General features: G+C 69.9%; 5 protein-coding genes. All 5 read right to left on the reverse strand.

The window, feature by feature from the left end; genetic code table 11:
* Positions 1 to 53: 53 nt before the first annotated feature.
* Positions 54 to 413, reverse strand: a complete 360-nt coding sequence (locus HUU95_RS14155; protein ID WP_254602816.1) for a hypothetical protein — start codon at positions 411 to 413, stop codon at positions 54 to 56.
* A gap of 221 nt (positions 414 to 634) precedes the next feature.
* Complete coding sequence (locus tag HUU95_RS14160; protein ID WP_174280682.1) at positions 635 to 1,240, reverse strand: lytic transglycosylase domain-containing protein; 606 nt, start codon at positions 1,238 to 1,240, stop codon at positions 635 to 637.
* Positions 1,228 to 1,722 carry a S26 family signal peptidase gene (locus tag HUU95_RS14165; protein WP_174280683.1) on the reverse strand — a complete coding sequence of 165 codons (495 nt, stop codon included), beginning with the start codon at positions 1,720 to 1,722 and terminating at the stop codon, positions 1,228 to 1,230. Before HUU95_RS14165 ends, HUU95_RS14160 begins: the two co-directional genes overlap by 13 nt.
* 67 nt (positions 1,723 to 1,789) lie before the next feature.
* On the reverse strand, positions 1,790 to 2,017 hold the full coding sequence (locus HUU95_RS14170) for a helix-turn-helix domain-containing protein (RefSeq protein WP_174280684.1): 228 nt from the start codon (positions 2,015 to 2,017) through the stop codon (positions 1,790 to 1,792).
* 169 nt (positions 2,018 to 2,186) lie between these two features.
* The gene (locus HUU95_RS14175; RefSeq protein ID WP_174280685.1) at positions 2,187 to 2,483 is read right to left on the reverse strand and encodes a DUF736 domain-containing protein; all 297 of its coding nucleotides are present in this window, start codon (positions 2,481 to 2,483) and stop codon (positions 2,187 to 2,189) included.
* Positions 2,484 to 2,525 lie beyond the last annotated feature (42 nt).

Below are 2,525 nucleotides of genomic sequence, written 5' to 3' on the forward strand. Positions count from 1 at the left end.
GAGGAGAAGCGACGCCGTTCCGACGCCGCTCCTCCGATGCAAATGGCGCCCCGTCAGCGCGCATTCGCGAACGCTTCCCGGGCCTCACGCTCGCATCCGAACGTGCGCCGTCCCATCATCCCGTGCGCCACTTCGTCACCATCGACGATGCACACCGCGACGAACCAGCGGCCATCCAGCCGCCCGATCACCGCCACCCGATCGAGCTCGATGTCCTCCTCGTCGATGCTCGCATAGGCACCGATCCAGCGCTCCTCGACCCGCGCTTCCCAGCAGAACTCACTCTCCTCAGCCGCCAGGAATCGCTCCGCCAGGGCCTCACCGGCGCCTCGCCCAAACTCAAGTTCAAGCCCCGCGATCAAGGCTGCCATCACGCGATCCGACGCCCCACCGATGCTCTGAACCTCCATCATGTCGCTCACTCCTGCTGTCGTTCTCATCGTCGAGAACCCAGTCGTGACGACGGGTGGCGGGGTGGCTGTCAGGGCCGCGGGGCAGCGTCCCGCGCCGCGCAGCGGACGTGGGGGGAACCGATTTGGCGCTAGCCAAATTGGGGGGCACCCGCGGGCCTTGAGAGCCGCCCCGCCGCCCGTCATGCTCGGCAGACACGAGACGAGCCCTCCACCCTCCGCCATCAGGGTTGCCCTTTCCGGATCGCAAACAAGCCGTCCGTCGCCGGCTGCGCCAGCGCCTCGGCGGGCACACCCAGGTCGTGACGGAGCACGAACACGAGCTCGCGCGGCGGCGTATCGGGCGCGATCGCGGCCGCCGGTCCGCGCCCGGTGACCGTGCCGAGATAGGCCATGGTCTCGCCAGGCAGCCTGCGCTGCCCGGCGAGATAAGCGGCGTAGCGCCCAGGCCCGGCATTATAGGCGGCGATCATGCCGGGATAGCCGAACCGGTCGCGCAGCTGGCGGAGATAGAAGGTGCCGGCCAGGATATTGTCGTGCGGATCGTACGGATCGGTGCCCAGATTGAGGGCGATCCGCATCGTCGCCCAGGTCGCCGGCATCAGTTGCATAAGCCCCATTGCGCCCGCCCGGCTGGTGATCGGGCGACCGTCGAGCATGGTCAGCCCGCCGCTTTCGGCACGGATGACGGCGAGGATAATGGTCTCGGGCACGTCGAACCGCCGCGCCGCCTGCGCCACGATCGGCCGCCAACGATCGACCGGCGAGGCCGCCGCCGGAGCCGCGGCGAGCAGCAGCGCGGCGGCCACGATCGACCTCAGCGCAGCCACAGCGGCACCGCCTTGCCGACGATCGCTTGCCTGCCGACCGGCCCAAAATAGCGCCCGTCGAACGAGTTCGCCGGCGTATTCAGGAGCAGGGTCTCACCGGTGGCAAGACGCCGGCAGCCGTGCCACCAGGGCAGCGCTCGCCCTTGCGGATCAGCCGGGAAGCGCCGCGCAACCACGCGCCCGTCGATCAGGATCGCGGCTCCGATCGCGCAGACAGACGCGCCTTCGATCGCCGCCACGCGCTTCACCAGCGGCACGTTGGCGGGCGCGTAATGGCGGCGTGCGGCGAGCATCCGCGCGGCTGCGGGCGGGACGGCGACCGCCATCTCGCCGACCCGCAAGCGCGCGCCCGGCTGCACCGCGTAAAGCCCGATCGGCGCGCTCGCGCTCGCATTCCAGAGCAGCCGGGGTGCCGGCGGCGCATCGATCGAGCCGAGGATCAGGCCGACGCCGAGGCCAAGCGGACCGGCACGGAGCCACATCCGGCGGAACGATAAAGAGCGTCGAGGGCGCGCGGTGACGACCGGCGGCGGAGCGGTTTCGCGCGCCTCAGCCACGTGCCGGCTCCATGCCGCGCACGTCGCGCGACCAGCTGTCGAGGTCGTCGATATGGTAGCGGACGAAGCGACAGTGGCGCCGGAAGCGCGGTCCCTCCGCGCTGCTGCGCAATTGCTGGAGCGTGCGCGGGCTCAGGCCGAGATAGAAGGCCGCCTGCTCGGTGTTGAGGAACGGGCTGCCTTTCTTTGCGCGCTGGGCGCGATTGATGTCGTCTTCCATGGGACCTCGATGCGTCGTGCGACGGCGCCATGCCGTTCGCTGCATCGAGTGATGGTCGTGGGAGCCCTGGCTGCGGAGGCTCGCAAACCGCACCCCCCGCTTTGCGATCCGGGGCGGGCGGCCCGGATCGCCGCCGCACCGCCCAGGGAGCGGCGCGGCGGCCGAGCCGTCAGCGCGACCAGATCAGCATGTGCTCGCTCTCGTCGCCGGCGACGAGCGAGGCGTAGATCGGGGCGGGAAAGCTCGGGTCATCGAGCTTCAGCGACAGATAGTCGCGGCCCTCGCGCGAGGTCTTCTTCCAGGCCGCGCCGAACTCGGTCGCGGCGTTGAACACGCGATAGTCGGGAGCCTTGTCGCTGTCCTTTTCGGACGGGCGAATGGTCGCCTTGACGTTGAGGCTGAGCGTCCGGATGGTGCCGGTGAACGCGCCATTGTCGCCGGCGGTGAAGGTTCCGATCTGTGCCATGATGCGATGCTCCTGTGCTCGTCTCGCGACCGCCCGATGCGG

This window comes from Sphingomonas bacterium, from assembly GCF_903643065.1.
Classification (GTDB): domain Bacteria; phylum Pseudomonadota; class Alphaproteobacteria; order Sphingomonadales; family Sphingomonadaceae; genus Sphingomonas.